Origin of the sequence: Haloarcula hispanica ATCC 33960 (assembly GCF_000223905.1) — an archaeon.
Classification (GTDB): Archaea; Halobacteriota; Halobacteria; order Halobacteriales; family Haloarculaceae; genus Haloarcula; species Haloarcula hispanica.
In genome coordinates this window covers 59,849-84,522 of sequence record NC_015948.1, presented here as the reverse complement: position 1 = coordinate 84,522, position 24,674 = coordinate 59,849, and the positions used below count along the sequence as shown (strand labels likewise).

Annotated in this window: 28 protein-coding genes; 18 read left to right on the top strand and 10 right to left on the bottom strand. The window is 65.7% G+C overall.

Annotated features, from left to right (window positions below; all coding sequences use genetic code 11):
* Positions 1 to 63 precede the first annotated feature (63 nt).
* The gene (locus HAH_RS00440; protein WP_014039116.1) at positions 64 to 972 is read right to left on the bottom strand and encodes an MBL fold metallo-hydrolase; all 909 of its coding nucleotides are present in this window, start codon (positions 970 to 972) and stop codon (positions 64 to 66) included.
* Positions 973 to 1,079: 107 nt separating this feature from the next.
* On the opposite strand from HAH_RS00440, the gene HAH_RS00435 reads away from it, so the two are divergent.
* The 3 genes from HAH_RS00435 (at position 1,080) to HAH_RS00425 (ending at position 3,813) form a co-directional block, all read left to right on the top strand.
* On the top strand, positions 1,080 to 1,523 hold the full coding sequence (locus HAH_RS00435) for a universal stress protein (RefSeq protein ID WP_014039115.1): 444 nt from the start codon (positions 1,080 to 1,082) through the stop codon (positions 1,521 to 1,523).
* Between the two features lie 85 nt (positions 1,524 to 1,608).
* Positions 1,609 to 2,991 (top strand): serine--tRNA ligase, encoded by a 1,383-nt coding sequence (gene serS, locus HAH_RS00430; RefSeq protein ID WP_014039114.1) that lies wholly within the window; start codon positions 1,609 to 1,611, stop codon positions 2,989 to 2,991.
* A 111-nt stretch (positions 2,992 to 3,102) separates the two neighbouring features.
* Positions 3,103 to 3,813: a class I SAM-dependent DNA methyltransferase gene (locus HAH_RS00425; RefSeq protein ID WP_014039113.1), complete on the top strand. Its 711-nt coding sequence runs from the start codon at positions 3,103 to 3,105 to the stop codon at positions 3,811 to 3,813.
* Positions 3,814 to 3,840: 27 nt separating this feature from the next.
* Here HAH_RS00425 and HAH_RS00420 read toward each other — a convergent pair whose 3' ends face one another.
* A complete protein-coding gene (locus tag HAH_RS00420; protein WP_014039112.1) occupies positions 3,841 to 4,218 on the bottom strand; it encodes a nuclear transport factor 2 family protein in 378 nt (125 codons plus the stop codon).
* Complete coding sequence (locus HAH_RS00415; protein WP_014039111.1) at positions 4,215 to 5,969, bottom strand: redoxin domain-containing protein; 1,755 nt, start codon at positions 5,967 to 5,969, stop codon at positions 4,215 to 4,217. The genes HAH_RS00420 and HAH_RS00415 overlap by 4 nt, the downstream gene beginning before the upstream one ends.
* Before the next feature lie 87 nt (positions 5,970 to 6,056).
* On the opposite strand from HAH_RS00415, the gene HAH_RS00410 reads away from it, so the two are divergent.
* Positions 6,057 to 6,572 (top strand): DUF367 family protein, encoded by a 516-nt coding sequence (locus tag HAH_RS00410; protein WP_014039110.1) that lies wholly within the window; start codon positions 6,057 to 6,059, stop codon positions 6,570 to 6,572.
* 169 nt (positions 6,573 to 6,741) lie between these two features.
* On the opposite strand, the gene HAH_RS00405 is transcribed toward HAH_RS00410, so the two are convergent.
* Positions 6,742 to 7,815: an enolase-like domain-containing protein gene (locus HAH_RS00405; RefSeq protein WP_014039109.1), complete on the bottom strand. Its 1,074-nt coding sequence runs from the start codon at positions 7,813 to 7,815 to the stop codon at positions 6,742 to 6,744.
* A 126-nt stretch (positions 7,816 to 7,941) separates the two neighbouring features.
* On the opposite strand from HAH_RS00405, the gene HAH_RS19065 reads away from it, so the two are divergent.
* The gene (locus HAH_RS19065) at positions 7,942 to 8,091 is read left to right on the top strand and encodes a 50S ribosomal protein L40e (protein ID WP_004960523.1); all 150 of its coding nucleotides are present in this window, start codon (positions 7,942 to 7,944) and stop codon (positions 8,089 to 8,091) included.
* Between the two features lie 50 nt (positions 8,092 to 8,141).
* On the opposite strand, the gene HAH_RS00400 is transcribed toward HAH_RS19065, so the two are convergent.
* Both HAH_RS00400 and HAH_RS00395 read right to left on the bottom strand, forming a co-directional pair.
* A complete protein-coding gene (locus HAH_RS00400) occupies positions 8,142 to 9,047 on the bottom strand; it encodes a hypothetical protein (RefSeq protein WP_014039108.1) in 906 nt (301 codons plus the stop codon).
* A gap of 50 nt (positions 9,048 to 9,097) precedes the next feature.
* Positions 9,098 to 9,709: an MBL fold metallo-hydrolase gene (locus HAH_RS00395; RefSeq protein ID WP_014039107.1), complete on the bottom strand. Its 612-nt coding sequence runs from the start codon at positions 9,707 to 9,709 to the stop codon at positions 9,098 to 9,100.
* 160 nt (positions 9,710 to 9,869) lie between these two features.
* On the opposite strand from HAH_RS00395, the gene HAH_RS00390 reads away from it, so the two are divergent.
* From HAH_RS00390 to HAH_RS00375, 4 genes are all read left to right on the top strand, one after another.
* Complete coding sequence (locus HAH_RS00390) at positions 9,870 to 10,055, top strand: DUF5786 family protein (protein WP_004515979.1); 186 nt, start codon at positions 9,870 to 9,872, stop codon at positions 10,053 to 10,055.
* A complete protein-coding gene (locus HAH_RS00385) occupies positions 10,052 to 10,603 on the top strand; it encodes an endonuclease dU (protein ID WP_023843053.1) in 552 nt (183 codons plus the stop codon). The genes HAH_RS00390 and HAH_RS00385 overlap by 4 nt, the downstream gene beginning before the upstream one ends.
* A gap of 224 nt (positions 10,604 to 10,827) precedes the next feature.
* Entirely contained in the window at positions 10,828 to 11,271 is a 444-nt protein-coding gene (locus tag HAH_RS00380) for a RidA family protein (protein ID WP_023843052.1), read from the top strand.
* A gap of 112 nt (positions 11,272 to 11,383) precedes the next feature.
* A complete protein-coding gene (locus HAH_RS00375; protein WP_014039104.1) occupies positions 11,384 to 11,971 on the top strand; it encodes a uracil-DNA glycosylase in 588 nt (195 codons plus the stop codon).
* 28 nt (positions 11,972 to 11,999) lie between these two features.
* Here HAH_RS00375 and HAH_RS00370 read toward each other — a convergent pair whose 3' ends face one another.
* Positions 12,000 to 12,365 (bottom strand): hypothetical protein, encoded by a 366-nt coding sequence (locus HAH_RS00370; RefSeq protein ID WP_014039103.1) that lies wholly within the window; start codon positions 12,363 to 12,365, stop codon positions 12,000 to 12,002.
* A 171-nt stretch (positions 12,366 to 12,536) separates the two neighbouring features.
* Here HAH_RS00370 and hisH point away from each other — a divergent pair, with 171 nt between their 5' ends.
* Genes hisH through HAH_RS00355 form a run of 3 tightly spaced genes read left to right on the top strand, consistent with a single transcriptional unit; the run spans position 12,537 to position 14,788 of the window.
* On the top strand, positions 12,537 to 13,184 hold the full coding sequence (gene hisH / locus HAH_RS00365; protein ID WP_008307104.1) for an imidazole glycerol phosphate synthase subunit HisH: 648 nt from the start codon (positions 12,537 to 12,539) through the stop codon (positions 13,182 to 13,184).
* 24 nt (positions 13,185 to 13,208) lie between these two features.
* Positions 13,209 to 14,057 (top strand): SDR family oxidoreductase, encoded by an 849-nt coding sequence (locus HAH_RS00360; protein ID WP_014039102.1) that lies wholly within the window; start codon positions 13,209 to 13,211, stop codon positions 14,055 to 14,057.
* Positions 14,054 to 14,788, top strand: coding sequence for an acetoacetate decarboxylase family protein (locus tag HAH_RS00355; protein WP_129756192.1), 735 nt, complete (start codon positions 14,054 to 14,056; stop codon positions 14,786 to 14,788). The genes HAH_RS00360 and HAH_RS00355 overlap by 4 nt, the downstream gene beginning before the upstream one ends.
* Positions 14,789 to 15,002: 214 nt before the next feature.
* Here HAH_RS00355 and HAH_RS00350 read toward each other — a convergent pair whose 3' ends face one another.
* Positions 15,003 to 15,356 (bottom strand): hypothetical protein, encoded by a 354-nt coding sequence (locus HAH_RS00350; protein ID WP_014039100.1) that lies wholly within the window; start codon positions 15,354 to 15,356, stop codon positions 15,003 to 15,005.
* A 133-nt stretch (positions 15,357 to 15,489) separates the two neighbouring features.
* Between HAH_RS00350 and HAH_RS00345 the strand changes: the two genes are divergently transcribed.
* Both HAH_RS00345 and HAH_RS00340 read left to right on the top strand, forming a co-directional pair.
* On the top strand, positions 15,490 to 17,172 hold the full coding sequence (locus HAH_RS00345; protein ID WP_014039099.1) for a histidine kinase N-terminal 7TM domain-containing protein: 1,683 nt from the start codon (positions 15,490 to 15,492) through the stop codon (positions 17,170 to 17,172).
* A 48-nt stretch (positions 17,173 to 17,220) separates the two neighbouring features.
* Positions 17,221 to 18,324 (top strand): tRNA (guanine(26)-N(2))-dimethyltransferase, encoded by a 1,104-nt coding sequence (locus HAH_RS00340; protein ID WP_014039098.1) that lies wholly within the window; start codon positions 17,221 to 17,223, stop codon positions 18,322 to 18,324.
* A 116-nt stretch (positions 18,325 to 18,440) separates the two neighbouring features.
* On the opposite strand, the gene HAH_RS00335 is transcribed toward HAH_RS00340, so the two are convergent.
* The gene (locus tag HAH_RS00335; protein WP_014039097.1) at positions 18,441 to 18,857 is read right to left on the bottom strand and encodes a hypothetical protein; all 417 of its coding nucleotides are present in this window, start codon (positions 18,855 to 18,857) and stop codon (positions 18,441 to 18,443) included.
* Between the two features lie 94 nt (positions 18,858 to 18,951).
* Here HAH_RS00335 and HAH_RS00330 point away from each other — a divergent pair, with 94 nt between their 5' ends.
* The 3 genes from HAH_RS00330 to HAH_RS00320 all read left to right on the top strand — a co-directional run bounded on the left by HAH_RS00330 (position 18,952) and on the right by HAH_RS00320 (position 22,592).
* Positions 18,952 to 20,388: an MATE family efflux transporter gene (locus HAH_RS00330; RefSeq protein WP_014039096.1), complete on the top strand. Its 1,437-nt coding sequence runs from the start codon at positions 18,952 to 18,954 to the stop codon at positions 20,386 to 20,388.
* A gap of 78 nt (positions 20,389 to 20,466) precedes the next feature.
* Positions 20,467 to 21,702, top strand: a complete 1,236-nt coding sequence (locus tag HAH_RS00325) for a YihY/virulence factor BrkB family protein (RefSeq protein ID WP_014039095.1) — start codon at positions 20,467 to 20,469, stop codon at positions 21,700 to 21,702.
* Entirely contained in the window at positions 21,699 to 22,592 is an 894-nt protein-coding gene (locus HAH_RS00320; protein WP_014039094.1) for a phosphatase PAP2 family protein, read from the top strand. The genes HAH_RS00325 and HAH_RS00320 overlap by 4 nt, the downstream gene beginning before the upstream one ends.
* A gap of 12 nt (positions 22,593 to 22,604) precedes the next feature.
* Here the strand turns inward: HAH_RS00320 and glnA are convergent, their stop codons facing one another.
* Positions 22,605 to 23,960, bottom strand: coding sequence for a type I glutamate--ammonia ligase (gene glnA, locus HAH_RS00315; protein WP_014039093.1), 1,356 nt, complete (start codon positions 23,958 to 23,960; stop codon positions 22,605 to 22,607).
* 126 nt (positions 23,961 to 24,086) lie between these two features.
* Here glnA and lrp point away from each other — a divergent pair, with 126 nt between their 5' ends.
* On the top strand, positions 24,087 to 24,545 hold the full coding sequence (lrp, locus tag HAH_RS00310; protein WP_004515963.1) for an HTH-type transcriptional regulator Lrp: 459 nt from the start codon (positions 24,087 to 24,089) through the stop codon (positions 24,543 to 24,545).
* Positions 24,546 to 24,674 lie beyond the last annotated feature (129 nt).

The window sequence follows — 24,674 nt, the reverse complement described above, 5'->3', positions numbered from 1 at the left end:
CACTCACTCAACGGCACACGAAGGCTCTATCGGGAGCCCAGTCCACGGCCGATGTGACGCTGGCTATTCTTCGCGGTTGTCGAGGGCCACGAGCACGCCCCGGACGTTCAAGCGCATCTCGGCGCGGCCCTTGCGCTCGCCCCAGGTATCGGTGTCGGCCCGTTTGACGAAGTAGTCGATGACCGCCTCGTCGTCGCCGAGTTCCTCGCGCTTGCGCTCGACTTCGGCAACCCACTCGGGCAGGATCTCGGCGTAGGTCTCCAGTTTGTCGCCGGTTTCGGCCGGGCCGTAGTGGCCGAACATGAGGATGTCCGGGTCGAGGTCCTGTAACATCGCCACGTCGTCGAGGGCCCCCTCCAGCGTGAAGTTGACCGGCGGCGTCGTGACGTGCATCTCGTCGGTCGCCGGCGTGTAGATACCGGCGGCGTCGGCGGTGAACACACCGTCGACGACGGGGTCGTAGAAGACGACCTGGTGTGGGGCATGGCCCGGCGCGTGCATGACGTCCAGCGAGTGATCGCCCAGGTCGATCACGTCGCCGTCGGTTAGCGTCTCGATTCGGTCCTCGGGGACCGGAATCGGCTTGCCGTAGTACTCGATCTGGTCGCCGACGGCGTGTTTGGTCCCCTCCCAGAGCCGCTGGGGGTCGGCGAGGTGTCGCTTCCCGGACTCGTGGACGTACACCGTCGCGTTCGGACAGTCCTCGACGAGGTAGCCGGCCCCGCCGGCGTGGTCCAGATGGACGTGCGTCGCCGCGATGACCTCCAGGTCCTCGGGCGCGATACCGACTGACTCCATCGCTGAAAGGATGTTCTCGTGGCGCGCGCCGATGCCGGTGTCGACCAGCGCCGGCCGCTCGGCGTCGATGATGTAAACGGAGCCGTACTCGGCTACGTCGTACATCCCGGTGTCGACGTAGTGGACGTCTGTGCAGTCCCCGACCGTCACCTCGTAAACGTCACCGATTCCCATACACTTCCTCGTGACCGGCGGGGGCAAAACCGTTGTGCTGTGGCCGTCCTGACAACCGATGGTCAGGAAGGGCAAAGCCATTTACCCGGAATCAGAAACACCACTGTATGTACGACGCCGTACTCGTTCCGACCGACGGCTCCGAGGGGTCCGTAACTGCGGCCGAACACGCTATCGACCTCGCACAGCGCCACGATGCGAGTCTGCACGCGCTGCACGTCCTCGAAACCGAACAGGTAGTCGAACAGATTCCCGATTTCGAGGACAGCAGCATCTTCGACCGCCTCGCTGACGCCGGCCAGCAGGCCGTCGACGACCTGCGCGCGCAGGCCGAAGACGCCGGCATCGACACCGTGACCACAGCGGTCGAACAGGGCGTCCCCCACGAGGAAGTCGTAGACTACGTCGAGCGCAACGACATCGACGTCGTCGTGATGGCGACGGAGGGGCGGACCGGGCCGTCCAAGGAACTCATCGGCAGCGTCACCGAGTCGGTCGTTCGGGCCTCGCCGGTGCCGGTACTGGCGGTCAAGGTCGGCGGCGAAACGTAACGGAGGAGACGCACAAGTCGACAGTCGGGGGCAGCCCCACCGCGGGACCGACACGCCTAATTTCTGCCGCCGAGAACCGTCGTCCATGTTATCGAGACAGTTCGTCCGGGAGCACCCCGAGACGGTCCGTGACGCTATCGAGCGGAAGGGCGTCACGGACGTAGACCTCGACGAAATCCTCGAAATCGACGAGGAGTGGCGGGAACTGAAGGCCGAAGGCGACGGCCTCCGGCAAGAACGCAACGAAGTGTCGAGCAAGATTGGCCAGCTGAAACAGGACGGCAAAGACGAGGAGGCACAGGAGGCCATCGACCGCTCGCAGGAACTCAAAGACGAACTGCAGGAGGTCGAGGAGCGCGCCGACGAACTGGAGTCCCGGTTGGAAAAAGCCCTGCTGGAACTGCCGAACGTCCCCCACGAGTCGGTCCCGACCGGGGAGGGCGAGGCCGATAACGTCGAGCGCTACCGCGAGGGGTTCGACGACCTCCGGGACCTGCCCGACGAAGTAATTCCTCACTACGACCTCGGCGAGGACCTCGACCTGCTCGACTTCGAGCGCGGCGCGAAGGTGTCCGGCGGCGGCTACCAGTTCGTCAAGGGCGAGGGGGCACGTCTGGAACACGCCCTCATCCAGTTCATGCTGGACGTCCACCGCGAACAGGAGTACGTCGACGTGCTTCCGCCGATTCCCGTCAACTCCGATTCGATGGAAGGGACCGGCCAGCTTCCGAAGTTCGACGAGGACGCCTACCGCGTCGGCGCGCGCCAGGACGACGACTACGACAGCGACGACCTGTGGCTCCTGCCGACGGCGGAGGTGCCGGTCACCAACATGTACCGCGACGAGATCCTGCTGGACGACGACCTGCCGGTCAAACACCAGGCGTTCTCGCCGAACTTCCGCCGTGAGGCCGGCGAGCACGGGACGGAAACGCGGGGCTACGTCCGCGTCCACCAGTTCCACAAGGTCGAACTCGTCAACTTCGTCCGGCCGGAGAACAGCTACGACCGACTGGAGAGCCTACTGGACGAGGCCGCCGAGGTACTGGACCGTCTCGAACTTCCCTACCGCGTGCTTGACATGTGCACCGGCGACATGGGCTTTACACAGGCCAAGAAGTACGACATCGAGGTGTGGGCCCCCGGCGACGACATGGCGGACGGCCCCGACCGCGGCGGCCGCTGGCTCGAAGTCTCCTCGGTGTCGAACTTCGAGGACTTCCAGGCGCGCCGCGCCGGCCTTCGCTACCGTCCCGAACGGCACGAATCCGCCGACTACCTCCACACGCTGAATGGCTCTGGTCTGGCAGTCCCGCGTGTCCTCGTCGCCATCATGGAGTACTACCAGAACGACGACGGCACCATTACCGTTCCCGAACCCCTCCGCCCGTACATGGGCGGCCAGGAAGTTATCGAGGGCTCCGAGAAAATCGGCGAGAGCGCCGTCGGAGCCGGCGAGAAAGAGTAGGCCGCCGCGGTCCGTTGCGCTCGGCCGGTGTCCCGCTTTCCCGTATGCGGTGCGTTACACGACACCATATTTCAATGCACTATTACATTCGTTCGTCAGCACCGCCGAAGTATGCCGGACGACGCTTTCGGGCAGATGGTACTGGACTTCCACCGCGACGACCTCACCGAGCGGCCCCGCTATCGCCGCGACGACGGCGATTTGACCGAGGCGCATCTTGCGGGCTACTTCGAGCCGCCGTCCGAGTGGCATCCCATCGAACAGCGTCTGCTCTCGGACGTTACTGGACGGGTCCTCGACGCCGGCTGTGGCGTCGGCCGGCACGCGCTCGCGCTGCAGGAGCGCGGCCACAGCGTGCTGGCGGTCGACCGGAGTCCGGGGGCTGTCGCGGTCGCCAGCGAGCGCGGCGTCACGGATGCAGTGGTCGGCGACCTTCGACAGCCACCCGGTGACGGGTTTGAGACGGTCGTTGCCCTGGGCAAACAACTCGGCCTCGGCAGTTCGCTGGCCGACCTCCGGAGGACGCTCACAGAACTGGCGGCGGTGACACGGCCCGGTGGCCGTCTCGTCGCCGACGTGGACACGCTCGACCGGGCAGACCCGGAGACTGGCGCAGCCCACCTCGCCCAGCCCGGTGTCGCCTACCGCACCTTCCGCGTCGAGTACGACAGGCTGGCCGGCCCGTGGACCGACCTGCTGCTGGTCACGCCGTCGCAGTTCCGCGCCGCGGTTCGGGAGACACCGTGGTCCGTGGACACGTTCGTCGGGACCGAAACCGACGGGTCGGCTTACGGCGTCCGGCTGTCGCTGCCGGGACAGTGACACAGCAAATCCGAAAGCAGTCAAGCCTCAGCGCGTGTACGTCTCGATGCGCTCGATATCGTCCCCGGCGAACGTGAACACGTCGACGAAACCGACGATGCACTCGCCGTCGGTATCGAGCAGGCGGCCGCGGGCGACGACTTCCGCCGTCGCCGTGTCGTCGCCGTCGGCCGGCTCCGCTACGCTGTCCGGGCGACAGTAGAGGCCGTCCAGCGGATGCGTGGTGTCTGTCTGGGGCCGCTCTTCACGCATGAACTGTACGAACCGGTCCCGGCCTTCGATAGTCTGATCGGGGCGGTCGTGGACGAACGACGGGGCGAGCAGCGAGGCCAACTGGTCGTAGTCGTCGCCGTCGATGGCGTCGTAGTAGGCCCGTGTACGCTGACGGAGATCGGGTCGCGTCACGGGCCTGATTCGGGTTCCTCAGGGGTGTCTCTATCGCTCTCCGTGTCAGATGGCTCGCCGTCTGTTTCCGGTCCCGAACCGTCGTCCGGCTCGGGGTCGACCGCTGCTCCCGTGTCGTCGTCGGCCATCGGGTCGGCCAGGTCCAGTTCGACTGCGTCGTCGGTCTCTGTCTCGGAGGCAGCGACGTCCGGCGACGGGCCGGCAGTCGACTGCTCGCCGTCCGGTGGGTCCTGTGTCGAGGCGTCGTCGTCCGGTGGGTCCTGTGTCGAGGCGTCGTCGTCCGGTGGGTCCTGTGTCGAGGCGTCGTCGTCCGGTGCCGAGGATTCGTCGGCCGCGCTGCCGACCGTGTCGGGCGGCTCTTCGACCATTGCGGTTGGAGTCTCTTCCAGCGGGTCCGTCGGCTCGGTCTCGGCTTCGCTGGCGGCCAGTTCGGCCTGTATCTCCTCGATATCAGCGTCATCGACGTCCGATATATCACCCTCTCCGTCGGGTACCGACACTGACTCCGGCGGCGCGTCGTCGGCCGACGTTGCCGCAGATTCCGACGCTGACGGTTGGTCTACGGGTGCAGTCGGTTCGTCGGTCGAAGGCGGCGGATTCGTCGACTGGTCAGCTGTCCCCGCTGGTGTCGTCTCCTCAGCTGGTTCTGCCGCCGGTCCGTCGGCTGCGTCTCGCATTTCGTCGGCCGCATCGGCGGCTTCAGATGACGGCGTCGACTCCAGCGACTCGGTAGCCGACGATGCTGTCTCCGACAGTTCGCTGTCTGTCCGTTCGACTTCCGCGTCGATATCCACGTCGAGCGAGGTGTCCACAGCGGTCTCGTCCTGTGTGAGGAACGCCGGCCGGTCGTCGTCCTCCTCCTTTTCCAGCGTCTCCAGAGCTGGTGGCCACGGATCGTCGGGGTCGGGCGGTTCCTCGTAGCCACGGGCGGTTTCGAGCGGGCGCTCCGCGTCGTCCCGGAGTTGCTGGCCCTCGGCTCCGTTCCCGCTAGAGTAGGCGCGGGCGGCCTGGGTGAGCCAGTCGCTGGCCTGCCACAGCGAGTTCGCCTTTGTCTTTGCGTCCTCGTAGATCGGTTTCAGGGATTCGTCGTCGACGAACCGGACCGCGGTGTCGAAGTGGTCTTCGGCGTCTGCGAACTCGTCGCGTGCCTGCTGGAAGTCGCCCTGTGCGACCATCCACTCCGACTCGCGGAAGGCCTCCATCGCCGAGGTGAACGCGCGCCGGCCCTCCGTGTAGTGGGCGTGGCCGACGCGGTAGCGGGCGAACGCGGTGTCGTCGCCGCCGGTGTCGGCGATAGCGTCCTTGATCTCCCCGACACGGGGGAGTTCCTGAAGGTCGTCGGTACTCCAGGCGTACTGCACGTCGCCGTCGTGGTCGATGACGACGACAGCGCGCTCGATGAGCTGCTGGCCGATGTCGTCCACGAAGTCGAGCCCGTACTCGCGGGCGACATCGTGGTCGGTGTCGGACAGCAGCGGGATGTTCAGGTCGTAGCGGTCGGCAAAGGCCCGGTGGCTGTACACCGAATCCGGGCCGATACCGAGGATAGTTACGTCCTTCTGCATCGTAAAGAGGTCGAGTTCGTCCAGATCACAGGACGTCTCGTCACAGGCTGGATTGAAATCCGCCGGATAGAACGCGAGGATGACCACATCCTCGCCGAGATAGTCGGCTAGTCCGACTCGCTGGCAGTCGTCATCGACGAGCGCCGGTAGTTCGAACAGTGGTGCCGTCGTCCCCTCTGAAAGCACACGTTGTACAACCAAGCCCGGCTATAACAGTGTTTGCACAGTGTCACCGAACGAGTCGCTTTTATTCGCCAGCGTAGTAGCGCTCGTGTGGAACTGCACGTCCGGTACGAGGGTGACGACGACCCCGACAAATGTAGCGCGCGGAAGCTGGCCCGGATGGACGAGGCCGAACTCCACCGCGCGACGCGGTCGACGCCGCCCGGCATCGTGCTCAACCCCTTCGCCGAGCAGGCGCTGTCCCCGGCGGACCGGCCGACCGCCGGCGACGGCGCTCGCCACAGCCGCCTGGTCGCGCTCGACTGCTCCTGGGAAACCGCCGAACGGGAGGCGTTCGACCTCGAAGGGGTGCACCGCTCGCTCCCGTTTCTCGTCGCCGGCAATCCGGTCAACTACGGGACCGCGTTCCAGCTAAATACCGTCGAAGCGTTCGCCGGTGCGCTCGCCATTCTCGGGGAGCGCGACCACGCCGAGCGAATCCTCTCGACGTTCTCCTGGGGCCACACCTTCCTTGAACTGAACGAGGAACCGCTAGAGCGGTACGCGAACTGCGAGGATTCGAGCGACGTCATCGACGTACAGGACGACTACCTCGCCGAGGAGTAGTCATTTGGGCGTTGCTGGCTTATCGAGGAGCGGCGCATCACAGTGTGGACAGGCCCGTCGTGCGTGTGCCTCCAGTACATCTTCGATGCGTTCTCCGCAGGCTTGGCACCGCATGACAATAGTTAGCCTCCAGACAACAATGTAGCTTCGGCTTCATTTCTAAGGGCGTTTACCAGAACCCGGTTCCGATGCCGACCGGCGCGTCGGGTGGCGCAAGCGGACTCGTCGGCAGCTCCGCGTCCGGGTCGGGGTCGTTGTAGCCGCCGGGCGCGACGTCGTTCGGCCCGTCAGGATAGCACAGCGACGCCAGCGCCTGGATGTGGTCGCGACCGACGCCGAGTTCGAACTGCCCGCCGCCGTACAGGTCGATGCCGTGTTGCTCACAGTAGTCGATGGTCGCAAGCACCGACTCGACGGTCCCGCAACGGGACGGTTTCATGTTGAGCCACGCCGGTTCGAGCGGCAGCGCCTCGATGCTCTCGACGCCGGTGATAGGCACGTCCCAGGTGACGCGCGCTTCTTCGCCGTCGAAAACCGGCCGAGTTGCGTCGGTCAGGTCTGGGTCCTCAACCAGCGCGTCGGGGAGGCCGGCGACGACGCGGCGGTAGAACTCGGGGTCAGCCTCTACGTCGACGTCCGTCCCCTCGTACAGCCCTTTCAGGTCCAACACGCGAACATCGTAGTCCGTCAGTGCGTCGACGAGGGCATCGCTCCAGGACGGCGTGGGGTCTAGTTTGAACGAAAGGTCGCCGTAACGCTCACACAGCATCGCCAGTCTGTCAGCCGTCGGCGGCGTGTCGTCGTCGGCGTTCGAGAGCCGCGTCGAGACGACGAAGTTCACCGGGTCGTACTGCCGGTCGAGCACCGTCCCGAGATCCGTGTCGGCCTGTTTCAGCGCCAGGTCTAGCGCCGCGCTCTCGAACCCCCAGCGCCGGTAGTGGCGAAAGCGCTCCTGGTCGGGAGGGGCGGGCCACAGGTCGGCCGCTTCCAGCGCCGCGGAAAACGAATCAACGGTGTACTCGCCGGCCAGCGGGGAGTCCTCGCCCGGCAACGCATCGCTGTCCTGTAGCGCGTCGTGGGCTTCGGCTGTGTACGTCACGTCCTCGCCGCTGCCGGTCTCACCCGCACCGGAGAGGTGGACAACAGTGGTGACCCGGTCGAATCCGCTGGAGGTCGCCCGCTCTCGGCGCTCGAACGCACAGCTCTCGACGGTGACCGGCAGGTCTGCGACCTGATTGTACATACTCCGGCTTCGCCGCTCGGGCATCTAAAGCCAGCGACGTCCGGAGTCCGATTCCCGTGCTCGAACGGTCACCGCTCCCCGTACCGAAACTCAAAGCTTAAACGCGCGCACCGGAAAGAGGCGCGCATGGCTAGCTTCGAGACTGCGTCCGACCGACTCCTCAACAAGCAGATCTGCATGCGGTGTAACGCTCGGAACCCACAGCGCGCACAGCAGTGCCGGAAGTGCGGCTACGGCAACCTGCGTCCGAAGGCGAAAGAGACCCGCAGCGCCTGATTTTCGGGTCAGTTGCCGCCGGCATCCGGTGGCGGTTCGTCGCCAATCAACTACTTCTCAGTGGGTTCTCTGTCCGCTGATTGCCGGTCGAGCGTCGCCATGCGAACCGACGCGTGTGAGACGATGAGTTCCAGCAGCTTTTGATCTTCTTCCCCGACAGTCGTCTCGTCCGTCGTGACTGAGAGAACGACCGTCGCCGTGCCCTCGTCGTCCAAAACCACCGCCGACACGCAGTCGGTGACTGACTCGGGGATGTCGACGGAGAACGGCCGGTCGTGAACAGTGATCTCACCCTGTTGCTGTGTCCGGACTTCCTGTGCGAGCGAGCCGACAACGTCGACCGGCACGGTTCGAATCGTGTTCGCGAGCACCACTGCATCGCCGTCCTTGAGCCGGATGACGGCCGTCTCCTCCATGCCGGTCATCGTGCCGAAGGCCTCGACGACGAAGGCGGCGACGCCGTCGACGCTGGGGGCGCTGGCGATGGCGCGTCCGTAGTTGTTCACGTCGGCCGCCTTCCCGGCGAAGGCCTCGATACGGTCGCGCTCGGCCGCCAGTTCGCGGAGCCGACTGCGGCTCCGGGCGTCGTACAGCCCGACCAGAACGCCCGCCAGCGCGCCGACGGTGACGAGGTCCACCGTCAGGTACGACGCTCGGGCGAGTGACCCGGAGGTCACGCGCTGGCTGAACAACAGGAGCGCCGCGATGGCGGCAAACGCCACGGTCCCGCCGGCGGCCCACGCGGCCACCCGGGACGTGGCCCCCTCGAACGTCGTGTCACGGACGAGCCAGACGCCCGCGTACACTATCGCCAGTCCCATCGCCACAAAGGGGAGCGCATCGACTGCAATTGCCACCGGAATCCGGGTTTGCTGGAACGCATGGAGGGCCTGCATAGCGGCCAGCACGACGCCGGAGAGCGCCAGGGCCGTCCCCGTCAGAAGTCGCTGGTTCATGGAGTCGAATATCGGCCCTATCACTAGAGCGTTGCGCCGGTTTCGAGCGGTCACTCGTCGGGATACTTCGGCTCGCGGCGTTGCGCCCGGTCGAGGGCGCGTTCGACGACCTCGCGGACGTCGCCGTGGAAGACGCCGCCGTGACCCGAGTACATGTGTTCGACGCCTGCCGGCATTCGGTCGAGAATGCGCTCGATGCTCTCGATGAGGCGCTCGCGGGACTGGCTGGGGCGGTCGGTGCGGCCGAAGGAGCCGCCCTCGAACGCGCCGTCGTCGTGGACGACCACGTCGCCGGAGAACAGGGACGACTCGGAGACGAGCGAGACGTGGTCGTCGGCGTGGCCCGGCGTGTACACGACCTCACAGTCCTCGTCACCGACCGTGAGCGTGTCGCCGTCAGCGAGTTCGTGGTCCCGGCGCGGGTGGGAGCTGTAGGCGTACAACGGCGCGTCGAAGGCGTCGAGGACGGCGTCGAGCTGCTGGACGTGGTCGCCGTGCTGGTGGGTCAACACGACGGCGTCGAGCGCATCGACGTGCTCGCGGACGACATCGACGACGCCGCGCATCGCGCCGGCATCGACCAGCGTCGTCTGCTCGCCGGTCGCGAGATAGGCGTTGCAGGTGAACGTCTCGGCCTCGGCGGTGACGTTGTGAACGTCCATACACCAAGCCTGTGGCGCGGCCCGCTTGAGTGTACTGTCCGCCGGCAACCCGACCGGAATAGGGTATTTCGACTCACAGTGCCGAGAAAATATCGGTTATCAAACACGATAGTGTCGCCGAGTGATTTTTTACTAAGAACGTCATAGTTGTACACGTACCATGGGGTTCGGGAGCTACGACGAATCGGAACAAGACAATCAGGAGTACGACACAGACTTCGAGGACGAGGACGGCCTCGATGCTGAAGAAAACGCCCACGAGGGCGACATCGAGTACGAGTTCACCGCGTCGAACGACGAACTACTCGATAGACTGGAAGACATCAAAGACAACCAGAACACGTGAAATCAGGGGCACGGGCCCTCGGCGTGGCGGAGTCGTATCGGGCTGAAACCAGTCAGTTCGCTGGTGCCGTCGTTCGCGCCAGTCGAGTGGCTGACGGCTTTGTTTTCAGTACTGCCACAGTCGGTGGGAGCGACGCGACTGAGACGGTGTGTGCGATGGTCGACAGACTGGACCGCGAGGACGTCCGCTACTTGCTGGTGGCGGGCATCGCGCCGGCGTGGTTCAACGTACTCGACCTCGAACAGATTCACGACCACACCGACCTGCCGGTCGTCTCGGTCACCTTCGAGTCCTCGCCGGGACTCGAAGGGGCCATCCGCGAGGCCTTCGACGACTCCGATGTCGTGCAGGACCGGCTGGCGACCTACCGTGCCCAGCCGGAGCGCCGACCGGTGTCGGTGAACGACGAGACGGTGTACGTCCGGAGCGTCGGCCTCGACGACAGCGCCGCCGCGGATGTCGTCCGCGCGTTCACGCCGGAGGGCGGCCGTCCTGAACCGCTCCGTGTCGCCCGACTGGCGGCGCGGGGACTGGTCGAAATGGAGTGACTCACACAGCGGGAGCGACCGACCGGATGCGGTATCGTATTGCCCATCGGTACAATGGACGGCCCGAATTCACGTCCTTCAGATACCCCAACGACTCATTAGCTATTACTAAGTTAGAGATGGAGGTTTGAACGACATAGGCGGTAGCAATATCCTATCGTAGGTTGTATTTAGCAATAGCTAAACATAGTCTGATTGTCCGGCACTGTGTTTGTAGAGATACAATGGCAGAAAGCAGAACGCAGACGAGGAATGCTGTAGAGCCCGCAGAAACGAACGAGCAAACGAACATCAACAGTAGCGTGACCCGGTACGAAGGCGACCAGCCGACAGAACACAGCGTCTACGGCACGCGCCAGCAGGACAGCCAACTCGTGTTCTTCGACGGCCAGTTCCCCGACGCGGAAACGGCTCGCAGCGGCGACGTTCAGGAACAGACGCTCGCCGTGCTCGACCAAATTCGTGCCATGGCTGCCGAATCCGGTCTCGAACCGCGTGACCTGCTGCGGACGACGGTGTACCTCACGGAGATGGACCACCTACCAGCGGTCAAGCAAGCGTACGCGGCGTTTTTCGACGGGCAGCGACCGTCACGGACTGTCGTCGGCGTGGCACACCTGCCGAACGACGCGGCGGTGCAGATCGAAGCGACGGGTGTAAAGCGGTAATCGCTGCCAGATCTGGACAGTTGTTTTCGCTGAAGCTAGCGGAACCGGATTCCGACCGGAAGCCCGACGGCGGACCGCTGCGTTTGAGAGCCCCCGGCGCAAACGACGGGACATGGAGCAGATGGACGGCCTCAACGTCGTCGACTGTGAGCGCTGTGACGACCTCTGCCGCTCGCGCTCGCGAATCGTCAACGGCGTCGGCCCCGCGGACGCGGACCTGCTGTTCGTCGGGGAGGCCCCCGGCGCGAACGAGGACGAACAGGGCGAGCCGTTCGTCGGGCGGAGCGGCGACGTGCTCGACGAGGCGTTGCGCGAGGCCGGCCTCGACCGCGGCGACGTGCGCATCACCAACTGTGTGCGCTGTCGCCCGCCGGACAACCGCGACCCGCGAACGGGTGAACTCGCGAACTGCCGCGACTATCTGGAGACGGAGATCGACCGCGTCGACCCCGAGGTCGTCGTCACGCTCGGGAAAGTGCCGGCTGAGCACCTGCTGGAGCGTGACGTCGCCGTCACCGGCGAAGCGGGCGACGTGTTCGACGTGGCTATCGCCGGCCAGCCACGCCGCGTGCTCGTCTCCGTCCACCCGGCGGCGACGCTGTACGACCCCAGCCAGAAGGAGACGTTTGAGGCCGCGATAACGACTGCCGCGGAGTTCACCGACGCCCAGAGCGGACAGTCGCGGCTCGGCGAGTTTTAAAATAGTCGGGTAGTGCGGCCCGGAACCGCTACTTCGCTGCGATGTCCATCGCCTCTGCCTTCGTGTCGACCAGCGAAATGTCGACACCAGGAATCTCGCCGACCCGGCTCTTGAGCGCCATCTTCTTGATTCCCTCGGAGACGATGACCCAGTCCGTGATACCGAACTCCTTGCCCGCCTCGGCGGCCTCCTGTGCTCGCGTGAATACGTCGTCGTTCAGTGACGCCTCCATCTGGAGGTTCGAGATATGCGTATCGACCGCCGGCTGTGAGGCGAGTTCCTCGAACCGTTCATTGACTTTCGCGAATGTCTCGTCTGTCATCTCCATCTCTTCGGGAAACTCAGCGATGAGAACGTTACCGTCGACGTACAGAACGTCTGTAGGATCAACCATCAACGGCCGTATGCGGTAGGTCAATAAAACTGGGCCGGCCTATTTTCATAGTTGATATCCTTATCAGGTCCGGGTGTCCGACTGTAAGCGACACCTCCCGCCGGACAGTGGTCGTGCCGAAGGTTTGTTCGAACAGGAAGTCACTTAGCCCCTGTTCGCCTACGATCCCGTATGAGTGTCAGACAGACGACCGCGGACGTGGTCGTCGTCGATTACGGACTGGGGAACCTCCGGAGCGTCACGCGCGGGCTCGAACGCGCCGGCGCAGAGGTCTCCCTTTCGGAGGACCCTGCGGAGTTCGACGCGGCCGACGGCATCGTCCTGCCCGGCGTCGGGGCGTTCTCCGAAGGAATGGACAACGCCGGGCCGTTCCGCGAGGCGCTGGTCGAACAGGCCGAGGCCGGCAAGCCCCTGTTCGGGATCTGCCTCGGGATGCAGATGCTCCTGACGACGAGCGAAGAGGCCGACCACGAAGGCCAGGGCGACGCCGAAGGGCTCGACCTCATTCCCGGGAAGAACGTCCGGTTCAGCCGCGACCAAACCGTGCCACACATGGGCTGGAACGAACTCGACGTGACGCGGGACCATCCGCTCGTCGAGGGCGTCGACGGCGAGCACGCCTACTTCGTCCACTCCTACTACGCCGTCCCCGACGACGAGAACGCGACGGTGGCGACGACGGACTACGGGGCCGACTTCGCCTCCATCGTCGCCAACGACGCCGGCAACGTCTTCGGCACGCAGTTCCACCCGGAGAAATCGGGCGAGACGGGGCTGCGCATCCTCCGGAACTTCGTCGACTACTGCCTCGACCACTGAGTTCTGGACTCGGTATGTGTCCGTATGTCTACAAGTAATTCTGTCGTTCTGCTCACTGGTGCAGCGTCGGGTATCGGAGCGGCGACGGCGCGGGCGTTCGTCGACGACGGCTGGACAGTGTATGCGACGGACGTTCGAGCGGAGTTCCCTGCGGACATCCGCGAGCGCTGTCGCTGTCTCGAACTCGACGTGACCGACGAAGCACAGATCGAAGCCGTCGTCGACCAGGTCATCGAGGAGACAGGCCGACTCGACTGTCTGGTGAACAACGCCGGTTACGGAGTCGCCGGGCCAGTCGAAGACATAGCCAGCGACGACGTTCGCGAGCAGTTCGACGTGCTGGTCCACGGCCCACACCGACTCGCACAGGCAGTGCTCCCCGAGATGCGCGAACACGGCGGGCGCATCATCACGGTATCCAGCGTGCTGGGTCACACCGCGTCGCCGGGCCTGGGCGCGTATTCGGCCGGCAAGGCCGCCGTCGAGTCGCTGACCGACGCGCTCCGGATAGAGATCGCCGGCGAGGACGATATCCACGTCTCGCTCGTCGAACCGGCGTGGGTAGACACCGGCTTCGCCGACAGCGCGCTGGGAAGCCTGAACGACGAAGATCGGACGCCGACCTACAACCGGACGTACGAGGCGCTGGAGGACGGCTGGGTCCTCACCGGTGGACCGCTGGCGACAACGCCAGAAGCCGTCGCGGCGACGGTACTCGCCGCAGCGACCGACGACCCGCCGAAGGCCCGCTACCCCGTCGGAAAGTTCGCCACGTTCGTCCGGTGGACCCACTGGCTCCCGGCGCGACTGCAGGACCCGATTCATCGCGGGTTCGGTCGAGCGAGTTCGTTTCTGGGGCGGTGGCTGCGGTGACGCGACTGGGTGATGGCGACAGAGTGCGGCTCTCGACCGGCCACGAAGTGACGCTCCCGCTGGTCACCGAGGCGACGGTCGCCGGCGCGGTGCTCCCGGCGCGATACGACGTTGCCGAGTCACTGCTACCCGACGGGCTTGCGCCGGTTCGGGCGACGGCCCGCCGGGCCGCGGTCGTGCTCCTCTGTGTCGAGTACCACCGCATCGGCGACGACGCGATGGCCCCCTACGACGAGTTCGCGGTGCTGATTAGCGCAACGGCGGACGGGCGGCGGCCGCCGTTGCTTCCACTGCTGACGCGCAATGTCGGCGGTTACGTCTGGTCGCTCCCGGTGACGACCGAGCCTGCTTGCGCCCTCGGCGACGAGATCTGGGGCTACCCGAAGACGGTCGCCGACATCACGCACCGCGACGACGCGACCCGCCGCGAGACGACGGTCGTCGAGGACGGGAACCGTGTCGCAACAGTCGGCATCGACTGGCCCCGGACATGGGAGCGTCGGGAAACGGTCGAGAGCTACGCGGTCCGGGAGGGCCAGCTTGAACGGACGCCAATCGAGTTCCAGGGGAAACTGGGGGCCGCGCCGCTGAGCAACCGCGTCGACGTGGACCTGGGCGACCACGAGCGAGCCGACACGCTCCGGTCACTCGACCTCGGCTCCCGGTCAGTGCTTCGGTTCTCGCTGGAAGGGCGGATTACGTACGGCGCTGGGCGGCCGGTGGAGCGGTAACGGGATAGTGCGGTAGCAGGAACGGAGCAGAGCGGTAGCAGTAGCAGAGCGGTGAGGAAGCCGTACCGCATAGCATACCGCGCGCCGACGGAGCGCGGTTTCACTTCTCGCGACCAGCGGGAGCGAGAAGGTCGTTTTTAGCGTAGATTTTTGCGAGGAGCCCTCCCGCAGCGGCGCTACGCGCCGCGAGGAAGGGCGACGAAGTAAAAAGGTACTATAGGAACTCCCGGACCTCAGAGTACCACATATCGTGCTCGTCGACGGCGTCGATAGCCTCGGCGACGCGGACGGCGATGGCGTGCCAGCAGAGCTGGTCGGGGTCGTCCGCATCGAGATTGTACTCGCTGTCGGCGCAGGTACAGCCGCCGTCCTCGACGATGTACTCGTCGTCGTGGCCCACGACGACGGTGAAATCGCGGTACTGCTTGACGCGGCTCTCGCCGACAGCCTCGATGGCCTGGTGGCCGCGGTCGCCGTGGACGTCGACGATAGCCGACACTGCGTCGGGGGTCAGCTCCCCGGCGGCTTCGAGGTCGGCCACCCACTCCTCGACTCCGGTCACATCCATGCTACGGAAAGGGGTGACAAAACGGCGTCGGCTTCAGCAGCCACGTCCCGGCTGGCTCGCAGCCGCAGCAGGGAGTTATCAGTGCTTGTACTGTGCCCGGAAGAATAAACACGGAATACGGGTTTCTTCCGGCATGAACCTCGACCTCCCGTGGCTGGCGCTGGGCTCGTTTGCCTCGGGATTCGGGTCGCTGTATCTGCTGGCCCAGCTCCGAGCGCACTGGGACAAGCCCGGCGCGCGGTGGTTCGTCGCGACCATCGTCACGCAGACGGGCTGGTGTTTCAGCTACGGCGCGGCGCTGCTGGTGTTCGACCCGACACTGCGCCTTGCCTTGGAGATGGTGTCCTGGCTGGGTATCATCTGGATCGGCTTCTGTTTCCTCTCCTTTGCGCTGGGATACACCGGTCGGACGAACGTCCTCGAAAGCGGCTGGTACCGGGCCGTAGCGGTGCTGCCGCTCGCCGGAACGGCGCTCGTCGTCACGAACCCGCTCCACACCGTGGTCTGGCAAGGGTTCCGGGTCGTGCCGACCGCCGGTAGCGCGGGAGCCGACTACGCCGTCTTGCCGGTGGGGCTGCTCACGATCATCGTCGCGATGCTGTTCGTCAGTTTCGGGACCCTGCTGGTGTTCGATACGGTCGTCAGCTACGGCCCGCTGTACCGGCGCGAGGCGCTCGCGGTCGGCCTGAGCCCGATACCGCCCGGCGCCGGGGTGTTGCTGTGGGCCGGCGGCGTCGGACTGGTTCCGGCGGTGAATCTGACGACGCTCCTGTTCCTGCCCCACATCGCCCTTGACCTGTACGCGTTCGTCCGGAGCGACATGTTCGAGTTCCACCCGGCGACCCGGCGGGCCGGCGAGCGGGCGGCCATCCACGACATCGCCACGCCGGTCGCCATCGTCGACGAACAGGGACGGGTCGTGAATCTCAACCCCGCCGCCGAGCGGATGCTGGGTGTGGATAAGCGCGAAGGCCTGACAGAGCCACTGAACAGCTTTCTAGCGGGTGACGACATCGCGACAGACGGCGGGAGTTCGCGGGCGTCCATCGAGGCCGGTGGTCGACACCGGGAGTTCAAGGTCCGGCAGACGGCGCTCCGGGACGAGGCGGGGACGCAACTGGGATACACAGTCGTCTTTCAGGACATCACAGACGAGATCCGCCGCGAGCGCCGCCTCGAAGTGCTCAACCGCTTTCTCAGACACAACGTCCGCAACGAGAGCGTCGTCATCCAGGCCCGGGCGGAGTTGCTGGCGGGAGAACTCGACGGCGAGCAGTCCGACCACGCGGCGACCATCGAGCGGTCGGTCAGTCGTTTAGTCGACTCCGGCCAGAAGGCTCGAACGCTCGCCGAAGCGGGTGCTGGCGACGCGGGCCTGGAATCCGTCGCACTTGCCGACCTCGCCACCGGAGTCGTCGAGTCTGCCCGCGAGGAATACGGTGGCTCGGTCACGGTTGAGATACCCGACGACCTCCGGCTGACGACCCAGCCCGCCCTGCTGGAAATCCTGCTTACCAATCTCGTCGAGAACGCTCTCCAGCACGTTCCGGACGCCGTCGTCACCGTCGGTGCGAAGGTCGATGGCGACGATGTCGTGCTGACCGTCAGCGACAACGGCCCTGGCGTTCCAGAACACGAACTCGGCGTGCTGGAGCGGGGCCGCGAAACGGACCTGAACCACGGCAGCGGCATCGGCCTCTGGCTCGTCCGCTGGACCGCGACGACGCTTGGGGGAGACCTCGACTTCGACACGAACGACGGAACGACAGTGACCGTTCGGCTGCCACAGGAGCGGACGGCCGCCGAAGCGGCGTGAGCGGAGAGCCTTCGAACGACTTAACGGCGCACGCACGGACCGGGGAGTATGCGCGTCAGTGAGGGCCGGGTGACGGTCACGGTGCCGGAACAGCCGGAGGCGGGGAAGGGTGCGGACGTATTCTTTAACCCCGTACAGGAGCTGAACCGCGACATCACCGTGGCGGCGCTGCGGGCCTACCGAGAGCGAACCCCCCGCGTGTCGACGTACCTGGACGCCACCGCCGCGAGCGGCATCCGGGGCGTCCGCGCGGCGGCCAACGACTGGGAGACGACGCTGTGTGACATCGACGACGACGCGACGGCGCTGTGCGAGCAGAATCTCGAACGCAACGACCTTGCCGCCTCGGTCCGGCGGTCGGACGCGAACGTGCTTATGCACTCGGAGGCGTTCGACGTGGTCGACGTGGACCCCTTCGGCACGCCGATTCCCTTCGCCGACGCGGCGGTGCAGGGCACCAAACACCTCCTCTGTGTGACGGCCACCGACACCGCGCCGCTGTGTGGCGCACACTTCGAGAGCGGCGTTCGGTCCTACGGCGCGGTCCCGCGCAACACCGAGTTCCACGCCGAAATGGGGATGCGCGTCCTCCTGTCGGCGATGGTCCGGACAGCCGCCCGCTACGACATCGCCGCCAGGCCGATTCTCAGCCACGCGACGAAACACTACGCCCGGACCTACCTGGAGTTCGACCACGGCGCGAAGGTCGCCAACGACTGCATCGACGAACTCGGCTACGTCCACCACTGCCAGCACTGCCTCTGGCGCGACCACGACTACGGCCTCATCGCCGACCCGCCCGAGGACTGTCCGGTCTGTGACAAGCACCTCCAGACGGCCGGCCCCATCTGGCTCGGTCGGACCTGCGAACCGGCGTTCGCCGACGCCGTGTCCGAACAGGTGACCGAGGAGATGGGCACCGCCGACGAAGCGAGAGAACTGCTGGCGACGCTCAGCGAGGAGATCGACACGCCAACCCACTACGACCAGCACCGCCTCTGCAAGCGCTGGGGGCGCGGCGCGGAAGCCATGGACGAGTTCATCGAGAAACTTCGGGACACTGGCTACGAGGCCTCCCGAACGCACTACGGCGGCACGACGTTCAAGACGGACGCCGACGTGGTCGAAATCCGTGAGGCGACGGCGGAGTAGTGGCCCCGGGAATCTATAGTGGCCATTGAAAATCAATGCACACCTGATCGCACGACGGCAGTGCGATCAGTGTGTAAATCGTTTCAATTGTTACTATAGCTCCGTCTGGACACGAACTACCGACCGTTCGCCCGGCCAACGCTCTCTCGAACCGCGGAGACGAGGTCATAGCCCAGCAGATACACCGGCCGCAGGAAGTAGTTCGCCATCCCCGCGAGGCCGAGCATGCCGCCAATGGCCTGTACCTCTCCGGGTGTGGCCGACAGGCGGACGAGCAGCGGTAGGGCCGTGACGAGCGGCGCGAGCCACAGCGACTTGACGATGCCGTCCATGTCGACACCGGCGACGAGACCGAATCGGTCCTCGTCCGGTCGGGCGGCGAATAGAACAGCCGTCAGTACCAGCAGGCCCACGACAATCGGCAGGGACGCGCCGACGCCGGCGACGCCGAAACCGATAGCCAGTGCGGCCGCGACGAGCAACAGGACGGTCACCTGCATCGTCCCGTGCCGGATGGCCGCTTCCGTATCCATATCCGGTCGTTGCAGCGGCGCTGTATAAACCCTGTGAGGGCGGCTCCCCTTTCTTAACACCTTTCGGGTTCGGCCGCAAAGCAGTGGCGAAGACGTGCCCTCCACGTACAACCCGGTCCGTGGCGTCCTGCTGTTCATCGGCGGCCTGCTCGCGCGGTTCGACCTCGTCGAGCGCGAGCGGGTCCGCCGAGCGACGGACCTGTCCTGGCCCCGGATCGTCACCGGACTGGCCCGGATGTCGAAGTCGACGGTCGACGTGGCGATGGTCGGACTGGCACTCGGGCCGACCGCCATCGCCGGCGTCGGCTTCGCCGCACCGTTCTGGGAACTCGTGTTCGCACTGGGCGGCGGCGTCGCCGGAGGAACCATCGGGATGGTGTCCCAGCGCTACGGGGCCGACGCCGAGAGGGAACTGGCGGTCACCGTCACGACCAGCGCCGCCGTCGTTCTGGGGCTGACACTTCCGTTGATGGCGGCGTACTGGGTCATCCCCGGTCTGCTCGTCGATCTCGTCGGGACGGGGTCCGAGGCCGTCGGGTACGGGGTCGAGTACCTGCGCGTCGTCGCCCTCGGTGTCCCCTTCGCCGCACTGAACCTCATCGCCAGTCGGACGCTCGTGGGAGCCGACGACGCCTGGACGCCGATGCTGTTGCGGGCCGGCGGCGCGGTCGTCAACATCGCGTTGAACGCCGTCTTCATCTTCGGGTTCGGCCTCGGCGTCGTCGGTGCGGCGCTGGGCACGGTCATTGCGAACGTGCTGGTCACGGCCGGGTTCGCCGTCGGGCTAGCCCGCGGTGGCCTGCCGATAATCGGCGCGTTTCCGGTCCGGGTTCCGGTGTCGTGGCCGTTCCTCGACCGGGGACTGGGTCGGGACCTCGCGGAAACCGGGGCACCGCTGGTGGGGGCCAACCTCGCGCGGACCGGGGCGCAGTTCCCCCGGCTGTTCATCGTCGGCCTGTTCGGGCCCGGCGTCGTGTCGGCCTACGTCGTGGCGCTCCGCGTCCGGGCGCTGCTCGATACGCCGAACTGGGGACTGAGCCTCGCGTCGAGCAGCCTCGTCGGACAGGCTCTGGGCGACGGTAACGAGGGCGAGGCGACCGTCTGGGCGCAGACGGTGCTCCGGCTAAGTGTCGGCGTGTACATCGTGGTCGCGGCGACGCTGCTCCCGTTCTCGCGGGGCATCGCCCGCCTGTTCGTCTCGGACCCCACAGTGCTCCCACTGGTGACGGTGTTCGTCTCCGTCGCCTGTGCCAGTGTCGTGTTCCGAGGTGTCGACGGCGGCTCGACCGGGCCGCTCCGGGCCAGCGGCGACACGCGCTGGCCGTTTTACTCCCAACTGGCCGGGATGTACCTGTTCGCCCTCCCGCTGGCGTATCTCGGCTACGTCACGCCGCTCGGCGAGCTCGCGCTGTACGCCTCGCTCGTGGTCGAGACGGCCGTTCCCGCGGCAGTGACCTACTATCGCTTCCGGTCGGGGACGTGGCGGGTCGTGAGCCGGTCCTACCGGCCCGACGCGGCGCTCGACGACTGACGGGTGTCGACGGCCAGAACGACGGTCTGGCGTCAGCCAGTCGACAGTATATTTGGGGCTCCACCCCGAGATGCTCGCGTGGATCGCACACGCGCTGTCTCCGTCGCTCGGGATGTCGTCCGCACTGTCCAAGAGGAGGAGGTCTCCTTTCTCGCGGCCGGCATCGCCTACTACATGTTCGTCTCGCTCCTGCCGCTGTTGTTGCTGACGCTGGTCGTCGGCACGCTGGCGGGCGGGGAGGCCTTTGCCGAGCGAATCGTGACGGCTGCGGGAGACGTGCTCTCGCCGACGGCATCGACGCTGCTCGAAGACGCGCTGACAAGCGGGGCTGGCCGCGGGGGAGCGACTGTGCTCGGCGTCGGCGTCACGCTCTGGAGCGCGCTCAAGGTGTTCCGCGGGCTTGACGCGGCCTTCAGCCGCGTCTACGGGACGGACGGCCCCGGTTCGATTGTCGGCGAGCTCGTCGACGGGCTGGCCGCGCTGGGCGGCATCGTCGTGGCGCTGGGCGGGCTCGGCGTCATCGGCGCTCTCGGAACGGTGCTGGGCGTCCAGGTTGCGCTGGGCGGACTCGCACTCATCCCTGTACTAACGGTGTCCTTCCTCCCACTGTACTACCTGTTTCCCGATCAGGAGATGACGATACGGGCGGCCGTCCCCGGCGCGGTGTTCGCCGGTGCCGGGTGGACGCTGCTCGGAACAGGGTTCAACGTGTACGCGGCGCAGGCCGACTCCTACCAGGTGTACGGCGTCATCGGCGGGGTCCTCCTGCTCGTGACGTGGTTCTACTTCGCCGGACAGGTGCTACTCGTGGGCGCAGCGGTCAACGCGGCGCTCGCGGACCGGCAACTACAACAGGTATCGCACCGACGGTCCGGCAAAGCGATGAGTGAGGACGCTGACGAGACCGACACACCCCCGCCAGCCGGAACCGGGCCGACCGGACGAGACACTGATGCGCTGACAGACGAGGAGCTACAGGAACTCCGCGAAGAGTTCGAGTCGTTCCGCGAGGACGTCGAGGACCGGACACTCCACCGTGACGAGGTGCGGTCGGACCTCAAACAGTACGTCCGCCGCCGGATGCGCCGCGGCCACGCCCGACAGTGGGGCCCCTACATCGTCTTGCTGTACGGCACGATCATGACGCTTGGCGCGTTCTACTACCTGAAAGGCGTCTGGGCCGTCCTGGCGATGCTGGTCATCTGGCTGTCGACGCTCGGCCTCTACGCCGTGATGATTACGGTCGGTGTGACGCTTACTGCCACCGGCCTCCCCGGACGGCTCGTCGACCGAGTGCGCGACTGGCGACAGTGATACGGGCTGTCGGCGTCACCGAGGTGCTGTCGGCGCTGCCCGGTGCAGTCGTCGTGTTGTTCGCCCTCATCACCCAATTAGGGGACTTCTGGTTCACATTCCTGGCCTGTGGCCTGCTGTACTGGCTCGGCCCGTGGACGCCGAAACTCGGTCGCGGCCTCACTCGGGACCGGACGGCGATGCTCGTGGCGCTGCTCGCCGTCGCCGTCGCGCTCGTCGTGTCACTGAAGGGCGTGTTCGCGCTGCCGCGGCCGCCCGGAGCGGGTACGGCCACCCACGCCGAACTGCTCCCGGCGGCGCTGCGGGGCGTCTACGAGTCGATGGCGACCGGAGAGGGGTTCGGCTTCCCCAGCGGCCACGCCACCCTCTCCCTGCTCGTCTGGGGCGGCATCGCGTGGGCGCTCCGGGTCGGCACGCGTCGGCAGCGCGCCGCCGTCGCCGCGACGATCATCGCCCTCATCGGGCTCTCCCGGCTTGTACTCGGCGTCCACTACCTCGCCGACATCCTCGCGGGCTTTGCCATCGCCGGTGCGGCCCTCGCGCTCGCCCTCGGTGCGCTCAAAACGCCCGAGCGGGTGTTCGGCTTCGCGGCCGTCATCGCCGTAGCAGGGCTGTTCGTCACCGGCGTTTCCCGCAATTCGGCCGGCGCGCTGGGTGTCGCTGTCGCGGGTGCCGTGGTCTGGGCGCTCCTAGGAGATTCAATCCCGGAACCGACCCGGCACGGTGTCGGTATCACGGCGTTGCTGGGCGTTGTCTCGGTTGGAACGTTGCTCGGGGTGACGTTCGGGTTAGACCCGACGCCGGTCGCCGTCACGCTGCTTGCAGGGGTCGGGACCGGGGTCCTGCTAACGCTACCGCTGGCCGGTGAGCAACTCGCAGAAAAATACTGAAGTGGAAGCCGTTTAGAACTTCTCGAGGTAGCGGTCGAGTTCCCAGTCGGAGACGTCGACGAGGTACTCCTTGTGTTCCTGCGTTTTGGCCTCGACGAAGTTCTCGTAGACGTGCTCGCCGAGAGCGTCCTGAATCACTTCGTCGTCTTCGAGCGCTTCGACGGCTTCGCCGAGGTTCGACGGGAGCGTGGTGATGCCGTACTCCTCGCGTTTCTCCTCGTCGAAGTCGTAGATGTTCTCGCGGACAGGGTCGTCACAATCGAGGTCCTGCTCGACGCCGTCGAGCCCAGCGTGGATGAGCGCGGCGAAGGCGAGGTACGGGTTACACGACGGGTCGGGGAAGCGAGCCTCGATACGGCTTGCGGCCGGGGTGCGGGCGGCCGGCTTGCGGATGAGCGCCGAGCGGTTACGGTCGGACCAGGCGACGTAGACGGGTGCCTCGTAGCCCGGGACCAGACGCTTGTAGGAGTTCACGGTCGGGTTCGAGACGGCCGTGATAGCCGGTGCGTGCTTGAGGATACCGGCGGTGAAGCTCTTTGCCGTCTCGGAGAGGTTGAACTCGTCGTCCTCGTCGTGGAACGCGTTCTCGCCGTCCTCGGTGAACAGCGAGAGGTGCGTGTGCATCCCGGAGCCGTTGATCTTCGGGATGGGTTTCGGCATGAACGTCGCGTGCAGGTCGTGCTCGGCCGCGATGGCGCGGACGACAGAGCGGAAGGTGGCGACGTTGTCGGCCGTCGAGAGCGCGTCGTCGTAGGTGAAGTTGATCTCGTGCTGGCCCTGGGCGACCTCGTGGTGGGAGGCTTCGATGTCGAAGCCCATGTCTTCGAGGCCGTAGATGATGTCACGGCGCACGTCGGAGGCGAGGTCCTTTGGCGCGAGGTCGAAGTAACCGCCGGCGTCGTTGGTCTTGGTCGTCGCACGGCCCTCTTCGTCTTCCTCGAACAGGAAGAACTCGGGCTCGGGGGCGGCGTTGACCGTATAGCCCATGTCGTTTGCGCGCTCGATAGCACGCTTCAGGACGCCACGCGGGTCGCCGGAGAACGGCTCGCCGGTCGAGGTGTCGATGACGTCACAGATGAGGCGGGCACTGGAACCGCCTTCGACGTTTTCCCTCCACGGAAGCACCGAGAACGTCGAGGGGTCCGGGTCCAGACGCATGTCGGACTCCTGAATCCGGACGAAGCCGTTGATCGAGGAGCCGTCGAAGTAGATCCCCTCTGTGAACGCTTTCTCTGCCTGGTCGGCTGTGATCGAGACGTTCTTGATGGTGCCGAGGATGTCGGTAAACTGGAGCCGGAGGAAGTCGACGTTCTTCTCTTCGATCTCGTCGAGTACCTCCTGTGCCGCCTCTGAAAGTTCGCTTGTCATCTTTGGACACCCGATAGGAACGGTGCTACTACTAAAACCCTGCTGATTTGCGCAAAGGTTTCGACGCTTTCGCTTACATTTGGACATTCGTAAAATTCTAATCCCTGGGGGGCGTCCCCCAACGTAATGACGTACGAAAATCTCGACCGTGAGCTAGTGAATGCACTTCTGGGGGATGGCCGCGCCAGCCTCCGAAGCCTCGGAGAAGACCTCGACGTGTCGGTAACGACCGTCTCAAACCACCTCTCCGATCTTGAGGACGAGGGAATCATCAACGGGTACACCCCCAAGGTTGATTACGACAAGCTCGGCTACGACGTGACAGCCATCATCCAGCTCAAGGTGGAAGGGTCGTCGCTCCCGGCAGTCACCGATGACCTCGAAGAGCACAAGCAGATGATATCGGTGTACGAGGTCACCGGCGACTACGACGTCATCGCGGTCGGGAAGTTCACCGACACCGACGGCATGAACGCCCAGATCAAAGAGCTCCTCACCGACCCGGATATCAGGGAGTCGAACACCTCCGTCGTGCTCAACGCCGCAAGCGAACACGAGCAGTTCGACCTCGACCTGAAGGAGTAGCGACCGTCCTTCTACCATCGTTCCGAACGCTCTCAGAGCGACGGCTCCTGCAAGTCTGAGCCCGATATAGCAGGGCATGCGAACTCACCCGCAAGCGGTACCGACGCATTCTTGACTGACCAGTCAGTT

Excerpts from the sequence above, each read along its gene's own strand:
- HAH_RS00440 (WP_014039116.1), bottom strand. The coding sequence starts at position 972 with ATGGGAATCGGTGACGTTTACGAGGTGACGGTCGGGGACTGCACAGAC.
- HAH_RS00435 (WP_014039115.1), top strand. The coding sequence starts at position 1,080 with ATGTACGACGCCGTACTCGTTCCGACCGACGGCTCCGAGGGGTCCGTA.
- serS (WP_014039114.1), top strand. The coding sequence starts at position 1,609 with ATGTTATCGAGACAGTTCGTCCGGGAGCACCCCGAGACGGTCCGTGAC.
- HAH_RS00425 (WP_014039113.1), top strand. The coding sequence starts at position 3,103 with ATGCCGGACGACGCTTTCGGGCAGATGGTACTGGACTTCCACCGCGAC.
- HAH_RS00405 (WP_014039109.1), bottom strand. The coding sequence starts at position 7,815 with ATGTACAATCAGGTCGCAGACCTGCCGGTCACCGTCGAGAGCTGTGCG.
- HAH_RS19065 (WP_004960523.1), top strand. The coding sequence starts at position 7,942 with ATGGCTAGCTTCGAGACTGCGTCCGACCGACTCCTCAACAAGCAGATC.
- HAH_RS00400 (WP_014039108.1), bottom strand. The coding sequence starts at position 9,047 with ATGAACCAGCGACTTCTGACGGGGACGGCCCTGGCGCTCTCCGGCGTC.
- HAH_RS00395 (WP_014039107.1), bottom strand. The coding sequence starts at position 9,709 with ATGGACGTTCACAACGTCACCGCCGAGGCCGAGACGTTCACCTGCAAC.
- HAH_RS00390 (WP_004515979.1), top strand. The coding sequence starts at position 9,870 with ATGGGGTTCGGGAGCTACGACGAATCGGAACAAGACAATCAGGAGTAC.
- HAH_RS00380 (WP_023843052.1), top strand. The coding sequence starts at position 10,828 with ATGGCAGAAAGCAGAACGCAGACGAGGAATGCTGTAGAGCCCGCAGAA.
- HAH_RS00375 (WP_014039104.1), top strand. The coding sequence starts at position 11,384 with ATGGAGCAGATGGACGGCCTCAACGTCGTCGACTGTGAGCGCTGTGAC.
- HAH_RS00370 (WP_014039103.1), bottom strand. The coding sequence starts at position 12,365 with ATGGTTGATCCTACAGACGTTCTGTACGTCGACGGTAACGTTCTCATC.
- hisH (WP_008307104.1), top strand. The coding sequence starts at position 12,537 with ATGAGTGTCAGACAGACGACCGCGGACGTGGTCGTCGTCGATTACGGA.
- HAH_RS00360 (WP_014039102.1), top strand. The coding sequence starts at position 13,209 with ATGTCTACAAGTAATTCTGTCGTTCTGCTCACTGGTGCAGCGTCGGGT.
- HAH_RS00350 (WP_014039100.1), bottom strand. The coding sequence starts at position 15,356 with ATGGATGTGACCGGAGTCGAGGAGTGGGTGGCCGACCTCGAAGCCGCC.
- HAH_RS00345 (WP_014039099.1), top strand. The coding sequence starts at position 15,490 with ATGAACCTCGACCTCCCGTGGCTGGCGCTGGGCTCGTTTGCCTCGGGA.
- HAH_RS00340 (WP_014039098.1), top strand. The coding sequence starts at position 17,221 with ATGCGCGTCAGTGAGGGCCGGGTGACGGTCACGGTGCCGGAACAGCCG.
- HAH_RS00335 (WP_014039097.1), bottom strand. The coding sequence starts at position 18,857 with ATGGATACGGAAGCGGCCATCCGGCACGGGACGATGCAGGTGACCGTC.
- glnA (WP_014039093.1), bottom strand. The coding sequence starts at position 23,960 with ATGACAAGCGAACTTTCAGAGGCGGCACAGGAGGTACTCGACGAGATC.
- lrp (WP_004515963.1), top strand. The coding sequence starts at position 24,087 with ATGACGTACGAAAATCTCGACCGTGAGCTAGTGAATGCACTTCTGGGG.